The sequence below is a fragment of the Clostridium sp. YIM B02569 genome (assembly GCF_022320765.1).
Taxonomy (GTDB): domain Bacteria; phylum Bacillota; class Clostridia; order Clostridiales; family Clostridiaceae; genus Clostridium; species Clostridium beijerinckii.
Window position 1 is genome coordinate 56,333 of the sequence record NZ_JAKJJX010000015.1, and the last position, 24,316, is coordinate 80,648.

The following is a 24,316-nucleotide window of genomic DNA, read 5'->3' on the forward strand; positions in this document are numbered from 1 at the left end:
TCACGTATCATATGATATGTGATACTTTTTGTTATAGATTCAATTAAATTTGAAGTTCAATAATATGTTTTGTTAAAAAATGCTATAATATAAATATAATTGAAATGGATTTATAGAATCTGCTTTTATGACATATAATGAAAAAATCAAATATTTCAACGCCAAATTGGGATGAACTCCAAAGTCATTTAGAAAAAAATCGTAACAAAGAAATATGCATCAATTAATAATAGATATGGGGGACCTGGCATGAAAAAGAAAATACTATTAATAACACCTGAGAATGAGGAAATTAATAGATTTAGAAAAAGTCAATTTAACAATTTTATTCAGATAACTATGCCATACTTGGCAGCTTTTATAGATGAAAATAAATATGAAATAACGCTAGTAGATGAATATAATCAAAAAGTTCCCTTTGAAGAAAAATTCAATCTGGTTGCAATAACTGTAAATACATCAAATGCTACCCATTGTTATAATATATCAAAGAAGTTTATGGATAAGAATATTAAAGTTGTAATGGGTGGTCCACATGCAACATTATTACCAGAAGAGGTAAAAAAACATTGTGATTATATAATGGTGGGAGAGGGAGAAATTATATGGCCAGAATTTTTAGAAGATTTCTATAAGGATAATGCAAAACCAGAATATATCTGCAAAGAAGTACCTAATCTAAAAAATATGCCAACAGCAAGAAGAGATCTAATTCATAAAAGATACTTTACAAAAGGTGCAGTTATTTCTTCAAGGGGATGTCCTTACAATTGTAGTTATTGCAATTTAAAGCAAATTTATTGCGAGCCGTTTAGGACAAGACCTATTAAAGAAGTTATTTCTGAAATAAAGACCATGAAAAGTAAGTTTTTTGTATTTTGGGATGATAATTTCTTTGGGGATATAAATTTTGTGAAAGAATTACTGATAGAGTTGAAAAAACTTAATAAAAAGTGGGCAGCACAAGTAACATTAGAGAGATGTAAAGATGATGAATTATTAAAATTAGCTAGGGAGGCTGGCTGTGTATACTTTTTTGTAGGAATAGAATCTTTTTCACAGGATAGTTTAGGAAGTGTAAATAAAGGGATAAATGATGTAGATAAATATAAAAGTATCATAGATAAGATCCATAATAATGGAATTTGTGTACAAGCAGGAATAATATTTGGATTTGATACAGATAAAAAGGATGTATTCAAGAAAACTCTGGATGCCTGCAATGAGCTAGGAATAGATGGAGCAACTGTAAGTATATTAACGCCTCTGCCTAAAACACCAGTATATTCAAAGCTAAAAGAAGAAAAGAGATTAATAACAGAGGATTGGAGCTATTACAATGGAAAAACAAGAGTAGCTTTTATCCCTAAAAATATGAGTGCAGAAGAACTATTTGAAGGATATATGTGTTTTAGGAGAGAGTTTTATTCTTTAAAATCTATTTATAAGAGAATAAGAAAATCTAAAACAAACATATTATATAACTTAATTGTAAATTTAGGATATAAGATAAGTCTTAACGGTACAAAAAATGATTTTTAGTATATTAGATAATTCTTTAAAGTAACTGGTTTATATGAATTATGAAGTTTGTTATAATTTAAACTTTAAATTATTCATATATCAATTGGGTTAATAATGAAAAGATAGGATTTGGAATTATAAATGAAATATACTTTTTATAATTAAACAGAATGGTATTTATAAGATTTACTATCATTAGCTAAAAGATAAATTGTAATTTGTAGGGTAGTTTAAACTGCTAAATTATTTAGAAATAAAGAGGTGCAATTATGAAAATACATGATAAATGCTTGCCGTGTATGGTTAACCAAGTTATTAAAGTAGCAAATATTACAGGGGTCAACAATAAGGAAGAGTTATTGAAGGAAGTTTTTACATATCTCAGTAAAATGGATTTTGAGGCAACTACACCAGAAATTATTGGAGAAATTTTTGGCATGATAAAAGAACATACTAATAATCCGGATCCATATAAAGAAACTAGAAATTATTATAATACATTATTTTTGAAACTGTTACCTGAATTTGAGAGGAAGATCGAGCAAGCTGAAAATTCGTTTGAATTAGCAGTAAGGTATGCAATTGTTGGTAATATCATAGATTTCAATCCTATTCACAATACATTATTAGAGGATATATTTGATTATTTTGAAAGAATGGAGCAGTTGGAACTTGCAATAGATGATTCTAAAGAGCTAGCGGAAGATATTTTAAATTCAAAAACATTATTATACTTAGGTGATAATTGTGGAGAAATATGTATGGACAAGATTCTTTTAAGAAAAATAAAAGAACTAAATCCTAATATTAAAATATTCTTTGGGGTACGAGGTAAACCTGTTGTAAATGACTCTATAGCTGAAGACGCATATGCTGTAGGAATTGATGAATACTCAGAGGTTATTGATAATGGGGATGGCTCTCTTGGGACTGTTTTAAATAGGACAAGTTATGAGTTTAAAGAAGTCTATAAAAAGGCTGATGTAGTAATTGCTAAAGGGCAAGCTAACTATGAATGCTTGAGTGAAGAAAAGAAAAAGATCTATTTTCTGTTAATGACTAAATGTGATGTGATTGCAAATGATATTGGTGCTCCGGAAAAGAAAATGATTTGCATGAAAAACAAATTTTAATTACAGGAGGTGTGTAATGAGTAGTCTAATAGCACAAGCAATCTTAGGGATTATATTTAGAATTTTAGTATTAATCTTATGTGTATTAGGAATATATGCTCTTGTCTTATTAATTAAGGCTCTAAAGATCTATATTAAAAAGAATTCTTAGTTCTATACATAAATGAGACAAGCGTTAATTAAGAAAAATTTAAAGATACTCAATTGAAAATTTATCAATTTTAAGATAAAAGATAAAACAAATTTATAGATTAATTATGGAGAACAATGAGGAGAAGTCATTAATTCAATTTATGAGGAATTAGTTAGTGATGTTTTATTATATAAAAGCAGAGATGTAAGGAGAAAGATATTATGGAAAATAAAAATGGAAATCTATTAATGGCTCCGCTATGGCTAATGTATCCTGAAATTCCAAATGGAAGCATTGGATGGAGAATGGGATATGGTGAAGGATATGCTATAGATTTTTACTTATGGTTTAATAAATTAGAAGAGAATGAGAAGAAAAAGTATAAAGAAATGTTTCCGGAGCCTAAAAGATGGGAAAGAGAAGATAATATTTATGAATACAATAATTATTGGACATACACTTGGCAAAAAGATGGTAAGCCTGAATATGATTTAAATAACCTTATTTCAGATTATAAAGATGGAAAGAACTTGGAATATATTTATTTCTGGGGACATCATCCTAAAAAAGACGGAGGTATTACAAAGTCTTGCTTTAGCCAGTGGTGGAAGAGCAGGTTCAACATTGGACATACTGAATATTTATTTATGGAACAATATATGATGGCAGAAAAAGCTAGATTTTTTGGAGATAAAGAAATAGAAGAAAAAATTATGAATAGTAATGATCCTAAGGAAATAAAGAGCTTTGGACGTAAAGTAAGAGGTTTTGATGAAGAAATTTGGAACAGAGCTAAATATTCAATTGTCATAAATGGAAATTATAATAAGTTCATGCAAAATGAAAGATTAAAAACATTTCTTCTCTCCACAGGAGATAAAATATTAGTAGAGGCAAGTCCATATGATAATGTATGGGGAATACAGATGTCTGAGGAGGATGTTAATATCAAAAATCCAGAATTATGGCGTGGGGAAAATTTACTCGGATTTGCACTAATGGAAGTTAGAAATGAAATAAAAAGAGTATGTAAAAATAGCAATATGATTGATTGGGTTTCGTTGCATAAGAGATATAGTTAATGTAGTACAGATAGATGACATATTTATTTTATAAAGTAAATTCTAACCAAAGTTTTTATTGACAAAATATAGGTTAGAGAATATACTGATAAAAAAGTAATCATATAAAATTAGTATGAATTGAAAAATAAATATAAGTATAATATATGCTTAATAAAAATAAATAAGAAATGATTGACTAGAAAGCTAGAGATCGTAGAAATTTAGGGTGGTTAAGTCTTTTTTGGACTTTTCCTGCTTAGGGATTTTTGCGGTCTTTTTGTTTTATTTTAGGCAATAGGCACTATCAAAAAAATTATTTGGCTGTGGGGATGTGTTTATGGATTTACAAAATTTTATTAGGAAATTTCAAATACCAGAGGCGGCTTATCCGTTCATCAACAAGATATTTACTAAAGAAGAAATTGAATTTGTAGATAAGATGGACAAGGATGCATTTACTAAGAAGGACATAGAGAAAATTATAGATGAAAATTCAGATGAGTTTATAAAAAATAGCTATAGAAGAGGTATTATTTCACTTGTAGATGAAGAAACATCTACATATAAAATAGCAAATTTTTATAGTAGATTAGATATTTTTTCAATATCTGAGCAAGAGGTTTATAGAAGTATCCCAAAGGAAGATCAACTTGCTATGGATGCCTGGTATTTTAAGGCTTATTATGATGGGTTAGACCCTGATTTTAGTGTAAGGCCTACAGAGGATGAAATCTTACCACTTAACAAGGTATTAGAATTCATTGATACTCAGGATAGGCCTGTTTATCTAAATTATTGCGATTGTAGAAGCCTTAGAGGTGAATGTGGAAAACCAACTAAGACCTGTATTACGTATAGAAATGGAATTAACACATTTGCACATAGAGGTTTATCAGAAGAAATAGATAAAGAAAGAGCAAAAGAAATAGTAAAAAATGCTGATAAGAAAGGTCTTATGCATACTGTTAATTCAAATGGTATATGTAATTGCTGTGGAGACTGCTGTTATTTATTTAGAAGCCAGGCAAAAAGAAATAGCAGTGGATTTTGGCCAAAAACAAATCAAATCATTGAATTTAATTCACATAACTGCGTTAAGTGTGGTGCTTGTATAAAAAGATGTCATTTTGATGTATTTACTAAGGTTGATGGAATCATAAAAACAGATATTTCAAAATGCGTAGGTTGTGGAATTTGTTCAAATTCATGTCCTACAAAGGCACTTAAGTTACAGGAAAGAAAATGATATGCTTGAAGATAAACCATATATTTTGAGCTAGCAAAGAAAGTGCTTTTGTTTATATAGGGAGAGATTGAATAAACATTGAGAGTATTAAGTATGGTTGAAAAAGTTTAGGTATATGGTTTGATATATTTTGAATGTGATTAAATTAAAAGAGAGGGATTAAAATGAGTTACGAAGCATATAAAAATAATCAGTTAGGTTTTACTACAAGACAATTACATGCAGGTTATAATCCAGCAGAACATTATAGATCAAAAGCAGTTCCAATTTACCAAACAGCAGCTTTTGAACTTGGGGATTTTGAGAGATGTATTAGATTATTTGATTATTCTGAAGAAGGTCATTCTTACGTAAGATTTTCAAATCCAACTAATACGGTACTTGAAAGAAGATTAGCATCACTTGAGGGAGGCATAGAAGCAATTGCATTAGGTTCAGGAATGGCAGCAATATCTAATACTTTTTTGAATATCGCAAAATCAGGGGATGAAATAGTAGCTGTTAATACTTTATATGGAGGAAGTACAACCTTATTAAATAGCATTTTACCTGATTACGGAATTGTTGGAAGGTTTGTAGAAGATGAAAATGATATAGAATCATACAGAAAAGTTATCACAGAAAAGACAAAGGCAATTTATATTGAAAGCCTTGGCAATCCTGGTATGAATATACTCGATATTGAGGCTGTGGCTAATCTAGCTCATGAACATGGAGTACCATTAATTGTTGATAATACTTTTGCAACACCGTATTTATTAAGACCATTCGAATATGGAGCGGATATTGTTTGCTATTCTGCAACCAAATATCTTGCAGGTCATGGGACAACAATTGTAGGTGCTGTAGTTGAAAAAGGTGGTTTTAATTGGTTAAATGGGAAATTCCCTCAGTTTGAAAAATTTTATGATGAATACAAAGATACGATAGGAAAAGATATTTTAGATAAAACCATGTTTACTAAGAGACTTAGAATCAGATACTTAACTGATTTAGGTGCACACTTAAGTCCAACTAGTGCATTTTATTTATTGCAAGGCATTGAAACTTTATCTTTAAGAATGAGAGAACATACAGCTAATGCGCAAAAGGTGGCTGAATTCCTTGAAGGTCATCCGAAAGTTCTTTCAGTGGCTTACCCAGGACTTAAAAGTAATAAGTATCATGAGTTAGCTAAGAAATATTTTCCTAAAGGTCCAGGCGCAATAATGTCTATAAGATTAAAAGGTGGAATAGAGGCAGCAAGAAAAGTCCTTGAAGAAGTTAAAGTATTTGACTACATGGTAAATGTGGGAGATGCAAAATCACTTATTGTACATTCAGCAACATCAACTCATTTTGGACAATCTAAAGAAGAAAGAGAAAAAGCGGGTGTATATGACGATACTTTAAGATTATCAATAGGAATTGAAGAAGCAGAGGATTTAATGGCAGATCTTAAGCATGCCCTTGATTCAATAGATGAATAGAGAATATTAAATAATCAATATTTTCCTATAAAGCAAACTTATGTTCTGAGAACATAGGTTTGCATAGACAAATGTTATATGATATAATTACTGGAAGAAAAGAGGAAAGTTTCTAATAATTAATGATATACTAAGCAATCAAAGATATATGAGCAGTTACAAATTTTATTCAATAATTACAATAATAATTTTGAATATGTCGTATATACTTACAAAGATAGGAATTATATATTATTATCTATTAAGCGTAAGCACAATTCTATGTATCTTTGACTTAGGAGCTGTATAGCATTTTTTTAGGAACGTTAACAATTTTAATATTTTTACCAAAGGTTTTGTAAGAACTTAAAATTTTTAGGAATTATACTTTTTCTACAAGGGAAGTGAAAATATGTGGCAAAATATTATAGATTATTTTCAAAAGGACATGAATAATTATCTGCAGGCAATAGGGCAGCACTTAGAAATAAGTTTACTATCCTTACTTGTAGCAGCAATTATTGGAATTCCCTTTGGAATATTATCTACCAAAAACAAAGTATGGTATCGATGGGTAACAACTTCGTTTAACACTCTTAGAATTGTTCCAAGCCTAGCTGTTCTTATAATGTTCATTCCTATTGTAGGAACAGGTGTTAAACCAGCACTTATTGCATTAGCGTTGCTTGGAATACCACCAATATTATTAAATACAGCACTTGCCTTTAACACAATTCCTGAATTTATGATAGAGACTTCAATGGCAATGGGAATGTCAAAAGCGCAGAGTTTTTGGAAGGTAAAGGTGCCATTAGCTGCGCCTCTTATGCTAACAGGAATTAAAACTGCAATGGTCGAGATAATCGCTAGTGCTACACTTGCTGCTTATATTGGTGGCGGTGGAGTTGGGAACATTATTTTCACTGGATTAGGACTGAATAGAGCAGATTTACTTCTAATAGGTGGTGTTACTGTAGCAATTCTTTCAATGCTTGCAAATGTAATTATGTTAGGTTTTGAAAAATATCTGCTTAGATATAAGTATATTAATTCAAATATATAGTTTTAAGTCGCTTAATCATTATAGATTAGTGAGAGTATGAAAAAATGACATATGAGCTTTAGATAAGGTCATCAAAAGACAAATAATAAAGATTAATTCAGATTGGGGAGTGATAATTATGAATAAAAATATTAAAAGAATCATAGGAACGCTATTAATTACAGTTACACTTGGGGGACTTGTTGCTTGCGGAAATAGTAAAGGTTCAAGTGGAGATAAAAATACAATCCGTATAGGGTCAAAGGACTTTACAGAAAACTCAATAGTAGGTGAAGTTTATGCATTAGCTCTTGAAGATAAAGGTTATAAAGTAGAAAGAGTACCTAATATAGCAAGTTCAGTTATTCATACATCGCTTGTAAATGATGAAATTGATTTATACCCAGAATATACTGGTACTGGATTATTAGCAATTTTAAAGAAGGATTTAATTACAGATCCAAAGCAAGTTTATGACACAGTTAAATCTGAATATGAAAAGCAATTTAATTTAGAATGGCTTGACTATTCACCAGCAAATGATGGACAAGGTTTAGTGATTCGTACAGATGTAGCAAATAAACTTGGAATTAAAACTATTTCTGATTTACAAAAGCATGCAGGTGAAATTAGATTTGCATCACAAGGTGAATTTGATAAGAGAGAAGATGGTATTCCAGGATTAGAGAAGGTTTATGGAAAGTTTGATTTTAGATCTACAAAGGTATATGACAATGGATTAAAGTACGAAGTGTTAGCAAATAATGAAGCGGATCTTGCACCAGCATCTACAACAGAAGGTCAATTAGTAAAACCTGAATTTACTTTATTAGAAGATGATAAACACGTATGGCCTCCATATAATTTAGCGCCAGTAATTAAAAAATCAGTATTAGATGCTCATCCAGATATTGCTGATATTTTAAATAAAGTTAGTGCGAGCTTAGATACTAAAAAGATAACAAAATTAAACGCAGAAGTTGATGTAGATAAAAAAGAATACGAAGAAGTAGCTAAGGAGTATTACGATTCTATTAAATAATAGATAGAAGGAGATATTCAAGATGAGTATAGCAATAGAGTTTAAGAATGTTTATAAACAATTTAAAGGAGCAGCATATAGCGCAGTTGATAATGTAAGTCTAAAGATTGAACATGGAGAATTCATTACAATTTTAGGTTCTTCAGGGTGTGGCAAGACAACACTTCTTAAGATGATTAATCGCTTGTATGATCCACATAAAGGAAGTATTGAATTTTTTGGTGAGGATATTAGTAGTAAAGATCCAGTAGAGTTTAGAAGAAAAATAGGTTATGTAATTCAACAGGTTGGTTTGTTTCCACATATGACCATAGCAGGTAATATAGCGACAGTTCCAAAGATACTTAAATGGCCTAAGGAAAAAATAGAATCTAGAGTAGATGAATTACTTGAACTTGTTGGTCTTGAGCCAAAGGAATTTAGAAATAGATATCCAGCTCAGTTATCAGGAGGCCAACAGCAACGTGTAGGACTTGCTAGGGCTTTAGCAGTTAATCCAGATGTAATGCTGCTTGATGAACCTTTTGGTGCTATTGATGCAATAAATAGAATAAATCTTCAAGATGAGTTATTAAAGATTTATAATACTTCAAAGAAAACATATCTGTTTGTAACTCATGATATCAATGAAGCATTTAAACTTGGAAGCAAAGTGTTAATAATGGATAAAGGAAAGATACAGCAATTTGATACACCAAGAAATATTGCTAAAAATCCAGCAAATGATTTTGTAAGATCACTAATTAATTCTGCAAAAGGGCAGGAAGTATTTTTGGAGGATTAGAAATTTATGATTGACTATTTATTAAAATATCCTGATAAATTATTAAAAGCCTTTGTAGGACATATAGAAATTGTATTGATTACTTTAGTGATTTCTATAATATTAGCAGCCTTATTAACAATTTTGGCAGCCTATTCAAAAATAGCTTCTAAATTGTTGATTAATATATTTGCAATGGTATATTCAATTCCTAGTTTAGCATTGTTTGCAATTTTAGTACCAATAACAGGGCTTGGTAAGGTTACTGCAATTATAGTTTTAGTACTTTATAATCAGTACATATTACTAAGAAACACAATAGACGGGCTTAATAATGTTGATGCTTCCATTGTAGAAGCAGCAACTGGAATGGGAATGAGTAAAAGCCAAATATTATTTCAAGTAAAATTGCCTTTAGTGACTAAGCCAATCTTTGCAGGAATTCATCTTGCAGTAGTATCTACAATAGGTATTGCAACAATTGCAGCCTCTATTAATGCTGGTGGGATTGGAAGTGTATTATTAGATGGGCTTAGAACAGTAAATACAGCTAAAATACTATGGGGAACCTTAATGTCCGCAGGTTTAGCTATAGTAGTAAATTCAATACTTAATCTGATTGAGAAAAAGATTACTTAAAACCATATATATTGCAAAAATAATTCTTCATTATAACTCTAAAAATATTGCAAGAGTTTTAGCCTTAATTGTGAAATGTGCATTGTGCATTGTGAATTGCAACATATATATACCTTTGAGAAATTATATTTTTAATAAACTAATATTATATAATCAAAATAGGACTTAGTACATTAAAGTAAAAATATCAAAGAATTTAGAAAGATCTGTTAAAATTATTTTATGATTTTGATAGGTTTTTCTTTTTTTATACGAATTAATATATGTAAGTACAAACTTACTAAATGCAAGCTTGCTTTACGGGAAGAGGTAGAAAATGAAGGTGAATGAAGATAATTATATTAAAGAATTGAGAAATAGGAATGAAAAAGCCTTAGATTATGTTATTGATAATTATGGTTGGATTATAAAATCTATTGTGGGAAAGCACCTATATGGTCTCCATAGTGTTCAAGAAGAATGTATAAATGATATTCTTTTAGGGATTTGGAACAATATAAATAGCTTTGACGAAAGTAAAAGTGAATTTAAAAATTGGGTAGCTGGTATATGTAAGTTTAAATGCATTGATTATAAACGAAAATATTTAAAAGATTTACAACATGAAAATATAGAAGATCTAAATATCAGTGAAGATGGTATTGAGTCAAAGAATTTAGAAAATGAATTAAGTAATGAAGTAGAATCGCTGCTTGGATGTTTAAAGGAGAAGGATAGAAATTTACTTTATAAGCTATATGTTGATGAAATGGACATTGATGAAATAAGTAACGAATATGGAATGAAAAAAGAAGTTATATACAATAGGCTATCTAGGGCAAAAAAGAAAATAAAAGATATTTTTAATATTAATAATAAAAGAGGTGTTAAGTATGAAAAATAATGTATATAGTCTGCTTAATGATACAAATATTAATTTGGATGAATATAAAAAAGAAGATTTTAATGATATTGAAAAGAAATTACTAAAAAAGAATATTAGAAAATCTATAAAAAAGAGTAGAAAACAAAATGTTGGAAGAAAAATAATAGCTGCAGCTGCAATAATAGCAGTACTCACAGGTATGTCTTTTGGAAATGCAGGAGTTTATGCCATGTCAAAGATAAATTTATTTAATGAAAGTATTTCAAGTTTCTTAGGAATAGAGAAGAACTTAGAAGATTATAGTACTGTGATTAATAAATCTGTCATGGATAATGGAGTAAATGTCAAATTAAATGAGGTAATATTAGATGATAATGAATTAGTTATATCTACTAATATTACCTCAGATAGGATTTTAAAAGATTACGAAACTTGGGATAGTGAAATGACCCTGTATATAAATAATAAGAAAATTAAATTTACAGGAGCAAGCGGGGGTATTAAAAATTTAGATAATAATACTACGCAAGAAGTATTAGAATATGACTTAGATTCAATAAAAGATATTGATTTAAGTGGAGATTTAAATATGAAAATTATATTTTCTAAAATGGCAGTAAATTATCAAGATGATATAAATGGAACTTGGAAGTTTGAATTTAAAACTAATGGAGATAAACTTAAAATAGATACTAAAACAGTAAATCTTGACTATGAATTTGATATTGAAAATGGAGAAAAATATATATTAGAAAAATATACAGATAATGCTTTAGGTAAAAAAGTATATGGGAAAATCATTAATAATTCAGTCAATAATGGAACATACAAGATTTTGCTAAAAGGATATGATGATCTAGGGAATAAGGTAGAATTTGATTTATCAAGAGGAAGAAAAGATTGGTTTGTATTAAAATATGAAAATGTATTAGTGGGAAATATGAGTGAAAAGGCAAGTAAATTAATTCTGACACCTTATGCAGTAAAAATGCCAGAAGAAGGTGGTGAGGAACCTAAATTTGATGAATATAAAAAAGTTGGAGATGAATTTACAATAAATATTAAATAAAAAAGTAATGGGGGAGAACCAAATCTAGATAGAGGAGGTTCTTCTTTTTAAGTAATATCTATTTAGAAAATAATCTAAATAGATATTGACTTTGAAGATAAGAATTGATATATTCTATTTAGAAATATTTCTAAATAGAATATAAAAGGGAGATGATAATTTGGGGTTTCCAGAAACTTTTAAAGCATTGTCAGATCCAGTTCGGAGAGAAATTTTAGTAATGCTGAAAAGTGGTAAAAAATCAGCTGGGGAAATTTCAAAAGAATTTGATATGACAGGTGCAACAATTTCATATCATATATCTCAATTAAAAAAAGCAGGTTTGGTTTTAGAGACAAAATACAAAAATTTTATATATTACGAAATCAATGTATCGGTATTTGAAGAAGTAATGCTTTGGTTTTCGCAATTTGGAGGCAATGAAGATGAAAAAAGATAACATTTTATGGATTACAACTATTATTTGTTTTTTGCCATTGATTCTTTCATTTGGATTATATGATAAATTACCTGAAGTAGTGCCTATTCATTTTAATTATGCAGGTGTTCCAAATAATTATGTGCCAAAAGCAGTTGGAGCGTTTGGAATGCCGGTTTTAATGGCGATAATTAATATTTTCATACACTTTAAGCTTAATAATGATCCAAAGAAAATGAATTCACCATCTGCATTGAAGTATTTAGGAAAGTGGTCTGCTCCAATTATTTCAGTCGTATTAGTACCAGTAACCTTATTTATTGCGCTTGGATATAAAATTCCTATTCAAATTATTACATCAGTAGTCGTAGGAGTTATTATTGTAGCAACTGGAAATTATCTACCAAAGTGTAAACAAAATTATACTGTTGGTATTAGATTACCATGGACATTAAATAGCGAAATGAATTGGAATAAAACTCATCATATGGCAGGATATCTTTGGATACTTGGCGGTATTTGCATGATAATATTGGGTTGTATGCAGATGAAAAGTGCTTTATTAACTTTAATTATTTTATTAGTTATTGTAGTAATTCCATGTGGCTATTCATATTGGATATATAAAAAGGGGTTATAAGAAACCACTATGTTAATGAATAGGTATATAATATTACATCAGTAAAAATTTTTAGAGCATACATGTAGTTGTTTTACATAAACATATGTATGCTTTCTTTTTCTACATTAAAGAAAGCATACTACTTTCAGTGGATTATCTCATAAGTATAAGTTATATAGATAAACAATATATAACTTATACTTATGCAATAACCTACCGAAAGTAAAAACATTGTTATTTCACAGGACTATGAAAATTTCGCTGAAAGTAATAAATTGCAGGTTGCACCACTAATGCTTGCTCCCAATTTCATTGTGACAAGCATTTAGTTGAACAACCTACAATTAAGAGCTTTTAACAGCTCATTTTCAATGCCTGCTGCATAAAAATGTTTCTACTTTCTAATATGGTATTTATTGCAAAGTATAAATTAAATTCTTAAGTTGTTTATCTATATGTATTCAATCTTATATTAGCTTAACAGTTAAAGTATTCAACTGTTCTTTAATATCATCAGTAATGTTTGAATCGGTAATTATAGCATCAAATTCATCTATAGTTGCAAATTTATAGAGACTATCTACATTAAATTTTTCTGTTTCAACGAGTAAAAATGCTTCTTTACTTGTTGAAACTATAAGTTCTTTAAGATTACCATCTTCTAACATAGCAGTACATACGCTGTTAGTAATTAAATTTACACCAGAACTTCCCACGAAACCTTTGTTAAAAGTATATTTAGATATGCTCTTAATGGCTTCTGAGCCTAAGACTCCTCCGCTTCTATTATCATATACACCACCTATGCATATTAATATAACGGTTTCATTGTCGTTGAAAAGTGGTGGAATTATAGACATATTAGTTATCAAAGTTATCTTTTTTGTGCTATTAGCTATTAGTTTTGCTAATAAAAAATTTATGCTTGAGGACTCTAAAAAAATAATATCTCCATCCTCTATAAGATCAAAAGCTTTCTTGGATATTAATTCTTTACTACTTAAGTTAACTGTCATTCTAGTAGTTATAGAGCTTAATTTAGAAATCTCCCTATTTAGTATAGCTCCACCATAAGTCCTTTGAAGATTACCACTTTTCTCTAATCTTTGTAAATCCTTTCTTATCATACCCTCTGAAACATTAAATTGTTCACTTAGTTCTTTTACTTTTACTCTACCATGCTTATTAAGTATATTTAAAATCTGTTCTAGTCTTTCTTCAGTAAACATTAAGCACCTCACCAATTATTATCGTTTAGTATTGTTATTGATTAATATTATAACATTATTCTTTTAATTTATAAAATATATTGAATAGATATTTAAAAAGGTATATAATGATACCAAAAGATAACAAGTGATATATAATGATAAAAAGTAAACTTAATTAGTGAAATATTTTAAAAAAGATATAATTTAGCGTTATAGGGTAATGCCTAGCGTCATATTTTATATATTTAGGCATCTTCAAAGAGTAGCTGCATGTTAGCAATTTTTGAAGGTGCCTAATTTAATGGGTATTAAAGAAAGTGTTTCATAAGGAAAAAGCATACATAATAGAATTTTTGGCTATTCTAAAATTGTAAGTCCCCACTTCTTCAACTCTATGAATGCAGTTTCTAAACTCTTACCTTTTTCAGTTAATTCATATTCAACTTTTGGAGGAATTTCTGGATAAACTATTCTTTTAACTAACCCAAACTTCTCTAATTCACGTAGTCTAAGGGAGAGAGTTTTGGGGCTTATCCCATCTAAAGAGCGCAACAAATCTCCAAATCTAATTTTTCCATCTATCAATAAATCTCTTATTATTAGAAATGTCCATTTACTACCTATAATATTTATTGCTGCCTCAATAGGACATTTTTCATTAGGATTTCCCCGTTCAAGTTTGATGTCTGACATAAATAAAACTCCTTTCAGCCGTTGATTTATCACTATACTTACTTTTTTGAAATTATATGAAAAAAATATCACTACTTTTCAAAGTATAGTATAGATAATATAATGACAATAAGCAAGAGATTTAAACAAAAAGGAGATTATAATTATGAATACTTTTAAAAATTATACTTTAAAAAATACAAACTTAAAGAATAGAATTGTTATGCCACCAATGTGCATGTACTCTTCGGACGAGACGGGGATGGCAAATGATTTTCACTATACTCATTATGTTACCAGAGCTATTGGTGCAGTAGGTCTCATAATACTTGAGTCTACAGGAGTTGTTGAAAATGGAAGGACAACAGACAATGATTTAGGGATTTGGGATGACAAGCATATAGATGGGCTGAAAAAAATTGCTAATGGTGTTAGAAAATATGGTTCTAAAATTGCAATACAATTAAATCATGGTGGAAGAAAATATACAGGAACAGCTAGTCAGGCTGTAGCTCCAAGTGCAGTTAAATTTGATGAAAGAAGTGCATTGCCTAAGGAATTAACTAGAGATGATATTAAAGAAATTGTATTAAATTTTAAAGAAGCAGCGAAAAGAGCAGATAAAGCAGGATTTGATGCTATAGAAATACATGGAGCACATGGCTATCTAATACACCAATTTCTATCACCATTATCAAATTTGAGAAAAGATGAATATGGTGGAAATATAAAGAATAGAACTAGATTTCTAAAAGAAATATTGCAAGCTGTGATAGAAGTATGGCCAAAAGAGAAAGCAATTTTGCTTAGAGTATCAGCTTATGATTATAAAAATGGTGGAATAACATTAAATGATATGATTGAAATCATAAATGAAATTAAAGAGTATATTGATATAGTGCATGTAAGTACTGGAGGATTAATTCCAGCAGAAATAAATGCATATCCAGGATATCAAGTAAATTATTCAAGCATAATTAGAGAAAAATGTAACATTCCTACAATAGCTGTTGGGTTAATTACAGATATTAATATGGCTGAGGAAATAATATCGAATGATAGAGCAGATTTAGTTGCAGTTGGTAGGGAGCTTTTAAGAAACCCATACTTTGTGTTAAATGAAGCAAAAACTAGAAACTTAGATTTTGATTATCCAGAACAATATAAGGGTGCTTTCAAATAATACTATGAAGGTAGAGAATCTACGTTATACTAGTTAATATATTTTAAGCACATAAAGGTATATGTTTAGTAAAGTTTATGTGCTTATTCATTAATATAAAAATCAAGGTTGGGAGTTTAAAGTTTAAACCCAACCTTGCTTTATATAATATTTCTTTTAGATTATACTAAGCTTTTGATAGTTCTATTTTTATTAAATAAAAGTATATTTCTAGTAGCATTATTTTTGAGAAATACATTTTCTGGGGCAAGCTAATTGGCAAGCTCCACAGTCAACACAAGCAGATTCAGTGATTATTCTTTTTTTATCCTTATCTTCTGTGATGCATCCAACAATACATACTCGTTCGCAAGTTCCACAACCTACACAGTCAGATTTACTAATTCTTCTAGACATGATTTTCTCCTTACATTCAGAAAACTATAATGTTTGTTTGCAAGAGGTAACTGTAACTTCCAATGTTCTTGTTAGGAATGGACATTTTTCTTTCATTAGATTAAAGTTATCTCCATCTTTTAAGAATTTAGCAGTTCCTTCAAGTAAAAATCCAGTTCCCATATAATTGTATCCCATCACTTCTTTACTACCAAGAGTCAATTTAACTTTAGGGTTAGCATTAACATTTTCCTCTGTTTTAATCATAGCAGCTGCAGGGATTAAGATTTTATTTTCTTCTGTAATGATTAAGTAACTGTTCCATGTATTAGCGATGTGAGCTTCATTATTTGCACAAGTTACAATAGAAACTACTCCTTCATGATTTAGTACTTCAAAAAATTTTTCTGTAAACATTCTATATTCCTTCTTTCTTTTTAATAAAGATATATATTATCGTCGATAACTGTTATCTATAATTATAATATGATTATTTCTTTTGTTTGTCAATATAAATATTTGGCAGGGAACATATGCTTGATACCATATGATTATCTTGAATGGGGATAAATAATAGGATATTATTAATAAAAGACTATAAACCAAAGGAGTATAAAAAATGAAATTTTCAGTAGGAGTAGAATATGCGATACATTGCTTATTATATATGGTAAAACTAGAGGAAGGTAAATCAGTAGGAATAAGAGACTTGGCAACCTTTCAAGGTATTTCAGAAACTTACTTATCTAAAGTATATGCAAAATTAAGCAAAGCAGGAATTATAAAATCTATACCTGGTGTGAAAGGTGGTTATGCGTTAGCTCGTAGTGCGGAAGAAATAACATTTTGGGATATTGTTGAAGCAGTAGAAGGAAGCGAATCATTCTTTCAATGTGCAGAAATTAGGCAAAATAATATATTATTAGATAAAGATAATTTGCCAGATACACATACAAAATGTCCATGTTTAATAAAAGTTGTAATGTCAGAAGCAGAAGATGAGATGAGAAAATACTTAAGAAAAAAATCGTTGGCTTGGTTATACAATGAAGTATATAATAAAAAGCTTCCAAAAGAGGTTGAAAAAGCAACAATTGAATGGTTTAATAATAGCAAAAAGTGATTTAAGTAGTAAAAATTAAGAATATAATGGATTTAATACTACTCTCATTTAAAGGTTATATGGTGAAGCAAAAAACTATAACCATACTTTTAAATTCAACTGATTTATAATACTATATATGTTGTAATTGGATTTCTACATTTTGGTTTTCACTTAGGCCTTACCTAACTGAAATTTTAAATGTAAATTTATTATTGCAACATATATATTCATATTTTCTATAAAGTTACTAATGAAGATATGTTAGTAATTAATTTCTAACTTTAATAAACCTTCCTACATTAACTTTTTTCAAGATAATTAGGAAGGTGTAAATTTCTTATTTTAGTATTAAATGTACTAACTATTATTTTTAAATGTAGGTAGTTGTGTTACTATTTATAAGCTATAACATACGGATGCTTGTGTATCTAAGACACTGCCGATAAATTTAGCAACTTCTAAGTGATTTGGATGAATAAGATATTTATCTAAATCTTCTAATGATGCAAATTTTGTAATCAAAATTATATCATAATTACTTTCACCAGGACGAATATTTATTTCTGACTGTATGTCTATCAGAACTTCTATTTTTCCTCTCATGCTTAGAAGAACTTCTTGAGTTTTTTTAATATTATCAATATCTCTATTCTTTAATTTTAATAATAAATTGTTTATGATCATATTATTTTACCTCCTAAAATATTTAATGTAGTTTGTGCGATTTCATGACCATTGATTTAGAAAACAATTTTATTCATGAAATATAAGCTATTACGAGTAGCAAGGACTACAAAGTTATTGATACTAATCTAGTGATTACTAAATAATACAATATGTCTATGTTGAATTATTTAGTATAGCGCCTTTATAGACTATATAGTCCTTATTATTCCGCCATCAATAATATGCTCACTACCAGTGATATAAGATGCTCTGTCTGATACAAGAAATGCAACAAGTTCAGCGATTTCTTCAGGTTTTGCTGGACGACCAAGTGGTATGCCGCCAAGGTTATCCATTAATTCTTGACGAGCGCTATTATAGTCAATTCCGGAATTTTGTGCCATTCTTTCAATAAGACGCTCAGCAGCTTTTGTTTCTGTAAAACCTGGAGCAACTGTATTTATTCGTATTCCATCTCCACCAAACTGAGTAGCTAGATTTTTGCTGTAATTTGTTAGGGCCGCTTTAGCAGCAGAGTATGACATAGTCATTATCCTAGGAAGTCTCCTTTGAATAGATGATATGTGAATTATTACACCTTTCTGTTGTTTAATCATAGAGGGCAGAAAGCCACGATCTAAGCGTACAGCTGAAAAAAGATTTTGGTTAAAGGCTTGCAACCAGTCGTCATCACTTAAATTTAATGCTCCAGAAGTGGAGGATGAAGAACCACCTACATTATTTATTAAAATATCTAATCCACCGAGTCTTTCAAGAGTCTCTTTAATGATTCTCTCAGTACCCTCTGGTGTGCTAACATTTGCTTGAATGAACACTATAGAATCTGGCAAATCATTATGCATAGTTCGTGCAGTTGTTATTATTTTTGCACCCACATTAAGCAAACGATCAACAATTGATCTACCAATACCTTTAGTTCCACCTGTTACAAGTACGCGTTTACCATCAAGTTCTTTGTTAATATCAAATGATAAAGTATTTTGCATAATTAAAAATACCTCCCTTTAAATAAGTTTATCTACTTAATCAGTATAATTAAGTAAACTTGACAACATCACGTCAAGTTTTGGAATGGTATTTATTTACTTAAGCAAAATCATTATAAGGAGATAGGTAATATCATATAATTTAATACTTTCATCTTTTGGAAATTAGGTAAATAGGAATTCTAGTCTGATAACATTATGTAATATTATGTGATTTTATTTTCTCAGTTATACAGTGGATTATATTCATTTTGATTCAGCGATTATAACTTGACATGATGTGGTCAGGTTATGCTTGTTATAGTTAGAAAGATCGATTATATAAAATAATCATTAGAGAAATAGTATTACATAACGGTTGTTACAGCTAAAATAGTGGTAATTTTGATAAAACTGGACTTCCAGATATTCTATTATTAGATTTTCATTTCACTATATTAAAAGGAATGGTGGCTAGGTTAGAAATATTGTTTCCTAAAAATATATAAATTAAGTAAGACAATACGATGAAGGAGAGAATTGTATGAATAATTTTATTAAAGTTAATTCTGAAAAATGCACTAAATGTGGTCTGTGTGTGAAAATATGTAGAGGAACATTGGTGATGAGTGATTCAGGACCAAAAGTAGACAAGAATCTTTGTATTGAATGTGGTCATTGCGTAGCTGTTTGTCCCAATGGCGCTTTAGACAGCACAAAAACTCCATTAGATAATCAAGTGCAAATACAACAAGAAAAGTTAATGGATTCAGATATTGTGTCCACTTTTCTTAGATCAAGAAGATCTATTCGAACATTTCAGAAAAGGAATGTATCTCGAGATACAATTAGTGAACTTCTTAATATAGCTAGATTTGCACCAACAGCTTGCAACTCTCAAGGACTTTCGTATCATGTTATTGATAATCATAAGATTCTACATGAAATTACTTCGATTATAGCTGACTGGACTGAGGAATCTATAGAAAATGGTGTTTTAAAGAATTCACCGTGGGTACAGAATACTATTTCGACAATAGAGCAGTATCGTAATGATAACAAAGATACCATATTAAGAGATGCTCCATGTTTAGTGATTGCAACAGCTCCAAGAGAACAAAAAGAACTTGGTCGCGACAATACACACTTTTCATTAACATATGTGCAATTATATGCACAAACATTAGGATTAGGAACCTGCTGGTCAGGACTATTTGAATATTGTTCTATGGCAGAATATGAACCTCTTTTAAGATTGTTGAATATTTCTAAAGATAGGGTAGTAACAGGTGCACTATTAGTAGGTTATCCACTTTATAATTTTAAAAGACTGGTAGATAGAAATCCTTTAGAAATCACATGGCAGTAAGAAGCAGTGATGTCTGGGAGTGAATTGTTTTAATTTATAAAAATCAACTATTCCCCTCAACTTTATTATACCATATGAAATTTTTAAATAACAGGCTTATAATATGTGCTTATTCTGTGTATCATAGGAACAGAATCACTTCGTAGAAATTGCTTCACTCGTATTTAGAAAAGTAATTAAAAGTCTAGATGGTTTTCAACGAGCAGTATAAGGGTGCGAGCAAGTGAATTAAACTACTCAGGATTCCGACTTAAAAGAGGAAGGGGAATGTGTATGAATTCATATGTACTTAGCTTTCAGGAAATTGATAAAACAAAGATTTCCATTGTTGGAGGGAAAGGCGCTAATCTAGGAGAATTATCTAGAATTACTAAAATTTTAGTACCAGAAGGTTTTTGTGTTACGACAGAAGCATATAAAAAAATAACTGAAAATAATGAAAAACTTAAAGGTTTATTAGATGAATTATCGCATTTTGGAGTAGAAGATATAGAAAAAATAAGAGAAATTAGCAGTGAGATTCGTAAGATCATCGAAGGCATAGCTATACCTGAGGTTATTAGCGAAGAGATTGCCAGATTCATATTAAGACTTGGTGAAAAAGATTCATATGCTGTACGTTCTAGTGCAACAGCAGAGGATTTGCCCACAGCTTCTTTTGCAGGTCAGCAGGATACGTATTTAAATATTATTGGAAAGGAATCAATCTTAAAACATATCAGAAAGTGCTTGGCATCACTGTTTACAGAGAGAGCAGTAATTTATCGTATTCAAAACGAATTTAACCACAATAAAGTGCACCTTTCAGTGGTTGTTCAAAGGATGGTATGCCCTAAGGCGGCAGGGATTTTGTTCACTGCTGATCCTATTACCTGCAATAGAAAAGTGTTATCCATTGATGCAAGCTTCGGACTAGGGGAGGCTTTGGTTTCTGGATTAGTGAATGCTGATAATTATAGAGTACGCAACGATAAAATAGTAGATAAGAAAATATCTACTAAGAAGCTAGGTATCTATTCTTTAAAAGATGGTGGTACCGAAAAGTTGGCGATTGAGCCTGAGATGCAAAATAGTCAAGTGCTCACAGATGAACAGATTTTGAGACTTACGCATATGGGTAGAAAGATTGAAGATCATTTTGGATGTCCACAAGACATAGAATGGTGTTTGGCTCACGATACATTTTACATTGTTCAGAGCCGACCAATCACTACTTTATATCCAATTCCTGAAGTTAATGATGAAGGAAAACATGTATATTTATCTGTGGGGCATCAACAAATGATGACAGATCCTTTAAAGCCACTCGGAATGTCTTTAAAGGAGTTAATATCTTTCGGCCGATGGTTTAAGGCTGGTGGAAGGTTGTTTGTTGATGTAGCACCAATGCTAGCTTCACCAGATGGCAGAAAAAACTTATTAAATAATATGAAACAACTCGAACCTCTCACAGAAGACGCAATTATGACCATAATAGAGCGAGACTTCATAAAATGCTTACCAAACGATAAAGAGAAAAAGAGTGACATTAAAAGTAATAGAAGTATATCAGCTGCAGGTTCAGAGCCACAAAAGGAATTGGATACGACAATCGTTTCTGAGCTGATTAAGAAGAGTCAATCATCCATAGAGGAGTTAAAACAAAAAATTCAAACTAAATCAGGAGTAGATTTAATTGATTTTATTCTAGAAGATATAAATGAGTTAAAGAGGATTTTATTTGACCCACAAAGTACAGTCGTATTTATGTCTGCTATAAATGCTTCGCTTTGGATTAATGAAAAGATGAACGAATGGTTAGGTGAAAAAAATGCAGCTGATATCCTTTCTCAATCTGTACCAAACAATATTACTTCGGAAATGGGTCTAGAATTAATGGATGTGGCAGATGTGATACGTCCTTATCCAGAAATAGTTGATTGTTTGCAACATGTAAAAGATGATAACTTTTTAGATGAAGTGATTAAATTTCATGGTGGAAAGGAAACAAGGGATGCAATCTTGTCTTATCTTAGGAAATTTGGAATGCGCTGCAGTGGAGAAATTGACATTACTAGAACTCGATTCAGCGAAAAACCAATTACACTTGTCCCTATGATTTTAAGCAATATCAAAAACTTTGAGCCGAGTGCTGGCCAAAAGAAATTTGAGCAAGGGCGACAGGAAGCTTTGAATAAAGAACAAGAGTTATTAAGTCGCCTAAGAGAGTTACCTGATGGTGAAGAAAAGGCCAAAGAGACAAAACGAAATATCGACTTGATCAGGAATTTTATAGGTTACCGCGAATACCCAAAATACGGTATGATTAGCCGCTATTTTGTTTATAAGCAGGCCTTAATGAAAGAAGCGAAACGACTCGTACAAGATGGTGTTATTCATGAAAAAGAAGATATTTATTACCTTACTCTTGAGGAACTTCGCGAAGTAGTACACACAAATAAAATTGATTATGATATTATAATAAAGCGTAAAGAAGAACATAAATTAAATGAAAAACTAACACCACCACGTGTTATGACCTCTGATGGTGAAATCATTACAGGTAAATATAAACGAGAAAATCTTCCAGCTGGTGCGATTGCAGGTTTAGCTGTTTCTTCTGGAGTAATCGAGGGAAGAGCACGTGTCATCTTAAACATGGAAGATGCTGTGCTAGAAGCAGGAGATATATTAGTCACCTCCTTTACAGACCCTAGCTGGACACCATTATTTGTATCAATAAAAGGTCTAGTGACTGAAATTGGTGGACTCATGACTCATGGAGCCGTTATCGCGCGTGAATATGGATTACCAGCAGTTGTAGGTGTAGAGAATGCTACTAAACTGATAAAAGATGGGCAGAGAATCCGAGTGAATGGAACTGAAGGATACATAGAAATTTTATAGTGATGTAGATAGTGTCAAATGAAATTACCAGACAGAAGGGTGGAAACTTGATAAAAATAATTACTGAGGACCAACCAATATTCATTTGATTATAATATTGATTCCAAAGAAGTCAGAAATTAAAAATAAAAGAACTGAAAGGAGTGAGTACTCTATGACAGGACCAGACGAGGAAAAGCTATATCCAAATACAAATATAAAGACGGTTTGTTATATAAGTAATCTACCTAAAAAATCTAATGTTGAGATTGGAGAATATACTTATTATAGTGATAATAAAAAATCTCCTGAGAAATTTTATGATAATATAGAGCATCATTATGAATTCCTGGGAGATAAACTTATAATAGGCAAGTTTTGCGCAATTGCAGAGGGGATTAAGTTTATCATGAATGGAGCAAACCACAGAATGGATGGAGTTACAACTTATCCCTTCAATATCTTTGGAGGTGGTTGGGAAAAGGTCACTCCAACAGTAGAACAGTTGCCTTTTAAGGGAGATACAGTAATTGGAAATGATGTGTGGATGGGTCAAAATGTAACTATTATGCCAGGGGTCAAGGTTGGTGATGGTGCGATTATTTCTACAAATTCAACTGTAGTGAAAGATGTTGAGCCGTATGCTATTTATGGCGGTAATCCAGCCAAGTTTATTAAGAAGCGTTTTAGTGATGAAAAAATTGAATTTTTACTGAAGCTTCAATGGTGGAATTGGGATGAAGAGAAGATATTTAATAATCTTGAAAAGTTAACATCAGAAGTTGGTTTAAATCAATTAATGAAAGAATGTATATAAATCATAAGCTATGTATAGCTTGGACAATAATATAGGCTAACAAAATTTCATATATTCGA

General features: G+C 30.3%; 25 protein-coding genes. 19 read left to right on the forward strand and 6 right to left on the reverse strand.

Features of this window, described 5'->3' with window-relative positions:
• Positions 1-249 precede the first annotated feature (249 nt).
• From L3B96_RS14655 to L3B96_RS14715, 14 genes are all read left to right on the forward strand, one after another.
• On the forward strand, positions 250-1,542 hold the full coding sequence (locus L3B96_RS14655; protein ID WP_238861606.1) for a radical SAM protein: 1,293 nt from the start codon (positions 250-252) through the stop codon (positions 1,540-1,542).
• A 251-nt stretch (positions 1,543-1,793) separates the two neighbouring features.
• Positions 1,794-2,657 carry an ARMT1-like domain-containing protein gene (locus tag L3B96_RS14660; protein WP_238861608.1) on the forward strand — a complete coding sequence of 288 codons (864 nt, stop codon included), beginning with the start codon at positions 1,794-1,796 and terminating at the stop codon, positions 2,655-2,657.
• A 16-nt stretch (positions 2,658-2,673) separates the two neighbouring features.
• Positions 2,674-2,808, forward strand: a complete 135-nt coding sequence (locus tag L3B96_RS27290; protein ID WP_257721943.1) for a hypothetical protein — start codon at positions 2,674-2,676, stop codon at positions 2,806-2,808.
• Between the two features lie 203 nt (positions 2,809-3,011).
• Complete coding sequence (locus L3B96_RS14665) at positions 3,012-3,872, forward strand: NADAR family protein (RefSeq protein ID WP_238861610.1); 861 nt, start codon at positions 3,012-3,014, stop codon at positions 3,870-3,872.
• A 319-nt stretch (positions 3,873-4,191) separates the two neighbouring features.
• Positions 4,192-5,100 carry a 4Fe-4S binding protein gene (locus L3B96_RS14670; protein ID WP_238861611.1) on the forward strand — a complete coding sequence of 303 codons (909 nt, stop codon included), beginning with the start codon at positions 4,192-4,194 and terminating at the stop codon, positions 5,098-5,100.
• Positions 5,101-5,264: 164 nt separating this feature from the next.
• Complete coding sequence (locus tag L3B96_RS14675) at positions 5,265-6,569, forward strand: O-acetylhomoserine aminocarboxypropyltransferase/cysteine synthase family protein (protein WP_238861612.1); 1,305 nt, start codon at positions 5,265-5,267, stop codon at positions 6,567-6,569.
• Positions 6,570-6,960: 391 nt separating this feature from the next.
• Positions 6,961-7,611: an ABC transporter permease gene (locus L3B96_RS14680; RefSeq protein WP_012059714.1), complete on the forward strand. Its 651-nt coding sequence runs from the start codon at positions 6,961-6,963 to the stop codon at positions 7,609-7,611.
• A gap of 118 nt (positions 7,612-7,729) precedes the next feature.
• Positions 7,730-8,632, forward strand: coding sequence for a glycine betaine ABC transporter substrate-binding protein (locus L3B96_RS14685; RefSeq protein WP_238861613.1), 903 nt, complete (start codon positions 7,730-7,732; stop codon positions 8,630-8,632).
• Positions 8,633-8,654: 22 nt separating this feature from the next.
• The gene (locus tag L3B96_RS14690; RefSeq protein WP_238861614.1) at positions 8,655-9,416 is read left to right on the forward strand and encodes an ABC transporter ATP-binding protein; all 762 of its coding nucleotides are present in this window, start codon (positions 8,655-8,657) and stop codon (positions 9,414-9,416) included.
• 6 nt (positions 9,417-9,422) lie between these two features.
• Complete coding sequence (locus L3B96_RS14695; protein ID WP_238861615.1) at positions 9,423-10,034, forward strand: ABC transporter permease; 612 nt, start codon at positions 9,423-9,425, stop codon at positions 10,032-10,034.
• Between the two features lie 316 nt (positions 10,035-10,350).
• Entirely contained in the window at positions 10,351-10,917 is a 567-nt protein-coding gene (locus L3B96_RS14700) for a sigma-70 family RNA polymerase sigma factor (RefSeq protein ID WP_238861617.1), read from the forward strand.
• On the forward strand, positions 10,907-11,968 hold the full coding sequence (locus tag L3B96_RS14705) for a DUF4179 domain-containing protein (protein ID WP_238861619.1): 1,062 nt from the start codon (positions 10,907-10,909) through the stop codon (positions 11,966-11,968). The genes L3B96_RS14700 and L3B96_RS14705 overlap by 11 nt, the downstream gene beginning before the upstream one ends.
• 160 nt (positions 11,969-12,128) lie before the next feature.
• Positions 12,129-12,407 carry an autorepressor SdpR family transcription factor gene (locus L3B96_RS14710; protein WP_012059708.1) on the forward strand — a complete coding sequence of 93 codons (279 nt, stop codon included), beginning with the start codon at positions 12,129-12,131 and terminating at the stop codon, positions 12,405-12,407.
• Complete coding sequence (locus L3B96_RS14715) at positions 12,394-13,026, forward strand: SdpI family protein (protein WP_238861620.1); 633 nt, start codon at positions 12,394-12,396, stop codon at positions 13,024-13,026. The genes L3B96_RS14710 and L3B96_RS14715 overlap by 14 nt, the downstream gene beginning before the upstream one ends.
• A 449-nt stretch (positions 13,027-13,475) precedes the next feature.
• On the opposite strand, the gene L3B96_RS14720 is transcribed toward L3B96_RS14715, so the two are convergent.
• Both L3B96_RS14720 and L3B96_RS14725 read right to left on the reverse strand, forming a co-directional pair.
• Positions 13,476-14,237 (reverse strand): DeoR/GlpR family DNA-binding transcription regulator, encoded by a 762-nt coding sequence (locus L3B96_RS14720; RefSeq protein ID WP_238861622.1) that lies wholly within the window; start codon positions 14,235-14,237, stop codon positions 13,476-13,478.
• 339 nt (positions 14,238-14,576) lie between these two features.
• Positions 14,577-14,912 (reverse strand): helix-turn-helix domain-containing protein, encoded by a 336-nt coding sequence (locus L3B96_RS14725; RefSeq protein WP_238861624.1) that lies wholly within the window; start codon positions 14,910-14,912, stop codon positions 14,577-14,579.
• A gap of 145 nt (positions 14,913-15,057) precedes the next feature.
• Here L3B96_RS14725 and namA point away from each other — a divergent pair, with 145 nt between their 5' ends.
• Entirely contained in the window at positions 15,058-16,074 is a 1,017-nt protein-coding gene (gene namA / locus L3B96_RS14730) for an NADPH dehydrogenase NamA (RefSeq protein ID WP_238861626.1), read from the forward strand.
• A 219-nt stretch (positions 16,075-16,293) separates the two neighbouring features.
• On the opposite strand, the gene L3B96_RS14735 is transcribed toward namA, so the two are convergent.
• Positions 16,294-16,470: a 4Fe-4S binding protein gene (locus tag L3B96_RS14735; protein WP_238861628.1), complete on the reverse strand. Its 177-nt coding sequence runs from the start codon at positions 16,468-16,470 to the stop codon at positions 16,294-16,296.
• Positions 16,471-16,494: 24 nt separating this feature from the next.
• On the reverse strand, positions 16,495-16,866 hold the full coding sequence (locus L3B96_RS14740; protein WP_238861630.1) for a pyridoxamine 5'-phosphate oxidase family protein: 372 nt from the start codon (positions 16,864-16,866) through the stop codon (positions 16,495-16,497).
• A 202-nt stretch (positions 16,867-17,068) separates the two neighbouring features.
• Here L3B96_RS14740 and L3B96_RS14745 point away from each other — a divergent pair, with 202 nt between their 5' ends.
• Positions 17,069-17,572 (forward strand): Rrf2 family transcriptional regulator, encoded by a 504-nt coding sequence (locus L3B96_RS14745; RefSeq protein ID WP_041898328.1) that lies wholly within the window; start codon positions 17,069-17,071, stop codon positions 17,570-17,572.
• A gap of 378 nt (positions 17,573-17,950) precedes the next feature.
• On the opposite strand, the gene L3B96_RS14750 is transcribed toward L3B96_RS14745, so the two are convergent.
• Positions 17,951-18,238 carry a Dabb family protein gene (locus tag L3B96_RS14750; protein ID WP_238861631.1) on the reverse strand — a complete coding sequence of 96 codons (288 nt, stop codon included), beginning with the start codon at positions 18,236-18,238 and terminating at the stop codon, positions 17,951-17,953.
• A 191-nt stretch (positions 18,239-18,429) separates the two neighbouring features.
• Positions 18,430-19,227, reverse strand: a complete 798-nt coding sequence (locus L3B96_RS14755) for an SDR family oxidoreductase (RefSeq protein WP_238861633.1) — start codon at positions 19,225-19,227, stop codon at positions 18,430-18,432.
• Positions 19,228-19,750: 523 nt separating this feature from the next.
• Between L3B96_RS14755 and L3B96_RS14760 the strand changes: the two genes are divergently transcribed.
• The 3 genes from L3B96_RS14760 to L3B96_RS14770 all read left to right on the forward strand — a co-directional run bounded on the left by L3B96_RS14760 (position 19,751) and on the right by L3B96_RS14770 (position 24,257).
• A complete protein-coding gene (locus L3B96_RS14760) occupies positions 19,751-20,575 on the forward strand; it encodes a nitroreductase family protein (RefSeq protein WP_238861635.1) in 825 nt (274 codons plus the stop codon).
• A 273-nt stretch (positions 20,576-20,848) separates the two neighbouring features.
• Entirely contained in the window at positions 20,849-23,461 is a 2,613-nt protein-coding gene (gene ppsA, locus L3B96_RS14765; RefSeq protein WP_238861637.1) for a phosphoenolpyruvate synthase, read from the forward strand.
• Positions 23,462-23,615: 154 nt separating this feature from the next.
• On the forward strand, positions 23,616-24,257 hold the full coding sequence (locus L3B96_RS14770; RefSeq protein WP_238861639.1) for a Vat family streptogramin A O-acetyltransferase: 642 nt from the start codon (positions 23,616-23,618) through the stop codon (positions 24,255-24,257).
• Positions 24,258-24,316: the final 59 nt, after the last annotated feature.

Coding starts and splice junctions, on each gene's coding strand:
- L3B96_RS14760 (WP_238861635.1), top strand. CDS start 19,751: ATGAATAATTTTATTAAAGTTAATTCTGAAAAATGCACTAAATGTGGT.
- L3B96_RS27290 (WP_257721943.1), top strand. CDS start 2,674: ATGAGTAGTCTAATAGCACAAGCAATCTTAGGGATTATATTTAGAATT.
- L3B96_RS14770 (WP_238861639.1), top strand. CDS start 23,616: ATGACAGGACCAGACGAGGAAAAGCTATATCCAAATACAAATATAAAG.
- L3B96_RS14735 (WP_238861628.1), bottom strand. CDS start 16,470: ATGTCTAGAAGAATTAGTAAATCTGACTGTGTAGGTTGTGGAACTTGC.
- L3B96_RS14655 (WP_238861606.1), top strand. CDS start 250: ATGAAAAAGAAAATACTATTAATAACACCTGAGAATGAGGAAATTAAT.
- L3B96_RS14745 (WP_041898328.1), top strand. CDS start 17,069: ATGAAATTTTCAGTAGGAGTAGAATATGCGATACATTGCTTATTATAT.
- L3B96_RS14720 (WP_238861622.1), bottom strand. CDS start 14,237: ATGTTTACTGAAGAAAGACTAGAACAGATTTTAAATATACTTAATAAG.
- L3B96_RS14705 (WP_238861619.1), top strand. CDS start 10,907: ATGAAAAATAATGTATATAGTCTGCTTAATGATACAAATATTAATTTG.
- L3B96_RS14700 (WP_238861617.1), top strand. CDS start 10,351: ATGAAGGTGAATGAAGATAATTATATTAAAGAATTGAGAAATAGGAAT.
- L3B96_RS14675 (WP_238861612.1), top strand. CDS start 5,265: ATGAGTTACGAAGCATATAAAAATAATCAGTTAGGTTTTACTACAAGA.
- L3B96_RS14680 (WP_012059714.1), top strand. CDS start 6,961: ATGTGGCAAAATATTATAGATTATTTTCAAAAGGACATGAATAATTAT.
- L3B96_RS14690 (WP_238861614.1), top strand. CDS start 8,655: ATGAGTATAGCAATAGAGTTTAAGAATGTTTATAAACAATTTAAAGGA.
- L3B96_RS14740 (WP_238861630.1), bottom strand. CDS start 16,866: ATGTTTACAGAAAAATTTTTTGAAGTACTAAATCATGAAGGAGTAGTT.
- L3B96_RS14660 (WP_238861608.1), top strand. CDS start 1,794: ATGAAAATACATGATAAATGCTTGCCGTGTATGGTTAACCAAGTTATT.
- L3B96_RS14755 (WP_238861633.1), bottom strand. CDS start 19,227: ATGCAAAATACTTTATCATTTGATATTAACAAAGAACTTGATGGTAAA.
- ppsA (WP_238861637.1), top strand. CDS start 20,849: ATGAATTCATATGTACTTAGCTTTCAGGAAATTGATAAAACAAAGATT.
- L3B96_RS14665 (WP_238861610.1), top strand. CDS start 3,012: ATGGAAAATAAAAATGGAAATCTATTAATGGCTCCGCTATGGCTAATG.
- L3B96_RS14750 (WP_238861631.1), bottom strand. CDS start 18,238: ATGATCATAAACAATTTATTATTAAAATTAAAGAATAGAGATATTGAT.
- L3B96_RS14725 (WP_238861624.1), bottom strand. CDS start 14,912: ATGTCAGACATCAAACTTGAACGGGGAAATCCTAATGAAAAATGTCCT.
- namA (WP_238861626.1), top strand. CDS start 15,058: ATGAATACTTTTAAAAATTATACTTTAAAAAATACAAACTTAAAGAAT.
- L3B96_RS14715 (WP_238861620.1), top strand. CDS start 12,394: ATGAAAAAAGATAACATTTTATGGATTACAACTATTATTTGTTTTTTG.
- L3B96_RS14695 (WP_238861615.1), top strand. CDS start 9,423: ATGATTGACTATTTATTAAAATATCCTGATAAATTATTAAAAGCCTTT.
- L3B96_RS14685 (WP_238861613.1), top strand. CDS start 7,730: ATGAATAAAAATATTAAAAGAATCATAGGAACGCTATTAATTACAGTT.
- L3B96_RS14670 (WP_238861611.1), top strand. CDS start 4,192: ATGGATTTACAAAATTTTATTAGGAAATTTCAAATACCAGAGGCGGCT.